This window comes from Bacteroidota bacterium, from assembly GCA_021300195.1.
Taxonomy (GTDB): Bacteria; Bacteroidota; Bacteroidia; order J057; family JAJTIE01; genus JAJTIE01.
In genome coordinates, this window is sequence record JAJTIE010000069.1 from 1 (window position 1) to 3,853 (window position 3,853).

General features: G+C 53.6%; 6 protein-coding genes. 5 read left to right on the top strand and 1 reads right to left on the bottom strand.

Going from position 1 to position 3,853, the window contains the following annotated elements; genetic code table 11:
• Positions 1-645: IS1595 family transposase (locus LW884_11510; GenBank protein MCE3008957.1), on the top strand; the 645-nt coding region annotated here is incomplete at its 5' end.
• A 227-nt stretch (positions 646-872) separates the two neighbouring features.
• Positions 873-1,358, top strand: a complete 486-nt coding sequence (gene coaD, locus LW884_11515; GenBank protein ID MCE3008958.1) for a pantetheine-phosphate adenylyltransferase — start codon at positions 873-875, stop codon at positions 1,356-1,358.
• On the opposite strand, the gene LW884_11520 is transcribed toward coaD, so the two are convergent.
• Complete coding sequence (locus tag LW884_11520) at positions 1,312-1,929, bottom strand: NUDIX domain-containing protein (GenBank protein ID MCE3008959.1); 618 nt, start codon at positions 1,927-1,929, stop codon at positions 1,312-1,314. The two genes, coaD and LW884_11520, sit on opposite strands and share 47 nt — an antisense overlap.
• Between LW884_11520 and pyrE the strand changes: the two genes are divergently transcribed.
• From pyrE to LW884_11535, 3 genes are all read left to right on the top strand, one after another.
• Entirely contained in the window at positions 1,928-2,566 is a 639-nt protein-coding gene (gene pyrE / locus LW884_11525) for an orotate phosphoribosyltransferase (GenBank protein MCE3008960.1), read from the top strand. The two genes, LW884_11520 and pyrE, sit on opposite strands and share 2 nt — an antisense overlap.
• Before the next feature lie 54 nt (positions 2,567-2,620).
• Positions 2,621-3,115 carry an NADH-quinone oxidoreductase subunit C gene (locus LW884_11530; GenBank protein MCE3008961.1) on the top strand — a complete coding sequence of 165 codons (495 nt, stop codon included), beginning with the start codon at positions 2,621-2,623 and terminating at the stop codon, positions 3,113-3,115.
• 97 nt (positions 3,116-3,212) lie between these two features.
• On the top strand, positions 3,213-3,853 hold a 641-nt coding region (locus tag LW884_11535), incomplete at its 3' end, for a hypothetical protein (protein MCE3008962.1).

Genomic DNA, 3,853 nt, shown 5'->3' on the forward strand with positions numbered 1-3,853 from the left:
CTTTTGCAGATTAATCGGAACACAATAAATCGTTACTATCGCTTTTTTCGTGAACAGATCTTAGTCCATCAAACCAAAGAATTTGAGCAACAAGTAGGAGAAATGGAGCTGGATGAAAGCTATTTTGGAGGCGTTAGGAAGGGGCTGAGAGGCCGATCAACTGTACAAAAAGTGCCTGTGTTTGGGCTACTCAAGCGTGGAGGAAAAGTGTATGTAGAGGTGGTCCCCGACGTAACAGCCAGAACGCTTCGCAGCATCATACGAGACCACGTAGATCCGTCAAGTGTTTTATTTACAGATAGTTACAGAAGTTATGATGGGCTTGTGCTGGATGGCTTCGAGCACCATAGAATTAACCATTCCAAAGAATTTGTACGCGGGAAGCGTAACCATATTAATGGCATTGAAAGCTTTTGGAGCTACGCCAAGGCTAAGCTAGCCAGATACTATGGTATACGAAGGCAAGATTATGCTATTTATTTAAAAGAAATCGAATTTCGTTTTAATTTGCGTGGTGGAAATGTGGAAAAGGCTCTTCTTGAAATTATTGATTGGCGAGCCTTTTCCACCATTTCCACACGCCAGGCATCACCAACAGAGGAGTTTTTTATAGAAAAAATAACAACTTCTAAGAAAACCTGCTAGTCAAGCCACAAAATGTTTAAGTATAATGGCCATAGCAGCTAGTAGCACGAAGCCCAGGAAGTTTTTTTTTGGGGGGGGGGGACGCCGGCACGAAACCGGAATTACAAATAATTGACTTGAGAATGGACTATTTTAGTGAAACTTAAGCCCCAGGCTTGCCCTATTTGGAGCCCCGCGCCCTGCAACCCGGCTGCAGCGACCAGCCGTTTCTGCCTACCTTTGCATACATGAAGGCAATTTTTCCAGGCAGCTTTGACCCCATTACCAACGGGCATGTGGAGATCCTCCGCAGGGGGCTGATGCTTTTTGACGAGATCGTGGTGGGCCTGGGCGTGAATAGCCAGAAGCAAGGCATGTTTGCAGTAGCGCAGCGGCAGCAGTGGATTGAGCGTCTGTTCGCAGACGAGCCACGGGTGCAGGTGCGTACTTTTCAGGGACTTACGGTGCATTTTGCCCGAGAGGTGGGCGCGGGTGTGCTGCTACGGGGCCTGCGTGCAGCGCCCGACTTTGAGTATGAGAAGAACATAGACCTGCTGAACCAGCACCTGGACGAGGGGGTGCAAACCCTCTACCTGATCAGCAGCCCCAGCACAGCCCACATCAGCAGTAGCCTGGTGCGCGAGCTTATCCGCTTCCGGGGGCGGCTGGAGGGGCTGGTACCAGGCTTTATAGCAGCGGATATCTATACAGATAGGCCTTCAGCAAATCTCTGACCCCGGGATACGTGTCTAGCAGGTCGGGGTTCAGGCTAGCCTTGTCTACCCACTTGGCCTCCGTAATCTGCTCCGCCGCCTGCGGAGCCAGTGGGCCCGAAAAGTCTGTCTCCAGCACAAACCAGTAGCCGGTTTTGAAATACCACTCACCCCGCTCCTCATATATGTGGTAGGTCTCTGGCAGCGGCCCCACACGCTGTAGGCCGGTTACGCCCGTTTCTTCGGCTATCTCTCGGCAGGCGGCCTCCAGCAGTCCCTCATCGGGCTCTATCTTCCCCTTCGGCAGGTCCCATCTTCCCCGGCGGTGGATCATCAGCAGGCAATCCTCCTTTTCCACCAGCCCACCCCCGGTTTCTATATAGGCAAACAGCTGGCTGTATTCCTCTATGAAAAGCTCATGATCTGCAGCATCCGCATAGTAGGCCATTTCGCCACTCAGGTGTGCTATATGTTCTTCGCGCAGGGCTTGCAGCTGTGGCAGCAGCTCCATTGCTTTTTTTGACACCTTTGGGTCGTCCGTAAGCACAAGCGCGTGCGCGGCGTGGTAGATTTTAGTTGTTTTGTACTCCATGACGATTGCCCAACAAGTTGCAAATTATCTGCTTCGGATTCACGCCTTCAAGTTCAATCCGACCTCGCCCTATACCTGGACCAGTGGCTGGCACAGCCCCGTGTACTGCGATAATCGCCAAACGCTGGGATACCCCGAGATACGAAGCGCCATCTGCGAAGGTTTGGTAAACCTGGCCAAAACCCACTTTAGCGGCCTGGGTGCCGTGGCCGGCGTAGCTACTGCGGGCATAGCACAGGGCGCACTGGTGGCCGACCGCCTGGCCCTACCCTACGCCTACGTGCGCAGCAGCCCAAAGGCCCACGGCCTGGGAAACCAGATAGAGGGCTTCCTGCCCCCGGGTGCCCCTGTGCTGGTGGTGGAAGACCTGGTGAGCACGGGCAAGAGCAGCCTGAATGCCATAGAGGTGCTGCGTACTGCGGGCCACACCGTGGCAGGCCTGGTGTGTATTTTTTCCTATGGCTTCCCCGCAGCGGCTGGGCTGTTTGCACAGCATGCCGTAGAATGGTATAGTTTGACTAACTTAGAGGCGCTGATAGAGGCAGGCATACAGCAGGGGCAGCTACCCGGGGCCATGGTGGAAACCATTCGCAACTGGCAGCAGGCACCCGAGCTGTGGCAGGCCGCTACCTCATAGCAAGACTTTTTTTTCTGCACCTACTACCCGCAACCAGAATAGAATCTCATCCGTATGGAATTGCTAGAGAACATAAGCCAAGCCCTGATAGATAAAGGAATCGAAAAGCAGGAATATGCCGGCGAAACAACCCTGCTGGTGCCAGAGGCCATCCTGTTCGAAACGCTGGTGCAGCTGAAGGAAAACTTCGGATTTGACTACCTGGTAGATGTAGTGGCCACAGATCACTTCCGGGACGTACAGCGCTTTGAACTGCACTACAACCTATATAACCTATCGGCCAAGAAACGCCTGCGTGTAAAAACCCTGCTCGCCAGCGAAAGCAAGCCAGAGGTGGAAAGCGTAGTGCCCATCTGGCCAGCGGCCAACTGGTATGAGCGCGAACAGTATGACATGATGGGCATCCATTTTCGCAACCACCCCGACCTACGGCGGCTGTATATGCCCGAAGACTTTGAGTACTACCCTATGCGCAAGGAGTTTCCCCTCATCGGCATACCCGGTAGCATACAGATGCCCGAAAAAGACCCCCCGAAAGGCTACAAATAAACCCATCATGGGGGCACGGATACCCCCTAACCCAGTTTTGCACGGCTCGAGGCTTTTCCGTACCTTTCTACGGGAATATTTTTAGACACATCGCTACATGATCCGCTCGCTTCCGGCACTTTTTGTAGGCATCCTTACTATGCTGCAGGCTTCGCTTGGCCAGAGCCTGAAGGTCGTGTTCATACAGATGGATCCCAGCAGGCCCGTCTCCTTCGCTGATAGCTATCGGTCTACCCTCGATCTGCAAAAGGTCAGCCAGGATCTCCCCCTTCATCATCCGCTGCTGCACCTGGCCGACTATACCGACAAAGAACCTGTGGTATTCAACAGCAGCTGCATAGATCCGATTGCAGAAGCTTGTTTTTTACCCGAAATGAAGATGGTCCTGTCAGACGTTACCTACGTTTTCGGAAACCATCTGGCGCACGCCATCAAGTTCAAGAATACTGCGCCCTACAGTCCGGGGCCACAGATGCTGCCGCTGGACTTTCTGTTTACGGAGACAACCCTGCTAGCGGCAAACCAGGTGCGAGATCAGCTGTTCGACCGCGGTTTTGCACAATTTTTTCAGGCCAAAGGGCTACCGACCCTGGTGCCCATGACTGCCGCCTACCGGAAGCAGCTGGCCACTAGCGTAGCGCCAGAACCTGTAACACCGCCTACAAGCCTGACTGCCACCCAGACCCAGACCCAGACCCAGACCCAGACCCAGACCCAGACCCAGACCCAGACCCAGAC

Coding starts and splice junctions, on each gene's coding strand:
- LW884_11530 (MCE3008961.1), top strand. CDS start 2,621: ATGGAATTGCTAGAGAACATAAGCCAAGCCCTGATAGATAAAGGAATC.
- pyrE (MCE3008960.1), top strand. CDS start 1,928: ATGACGATTGCCCAACAAGTTGCAAATTATCTGCTTCGGATTCACGCC.
- LW884_11520 (MCE3008959.1), bottom strand. CDS start 1,929: ATGGAGTACAAAACAACTAAAATCTACCACGCCGCGCACGCGCTTGTG.
- coaD (MCE3008958.1), top strand. CDS start 873: ATGAAGGCAATTTTTCCAGGCAGCTTTGACCCCATTACCAACGGGCAT.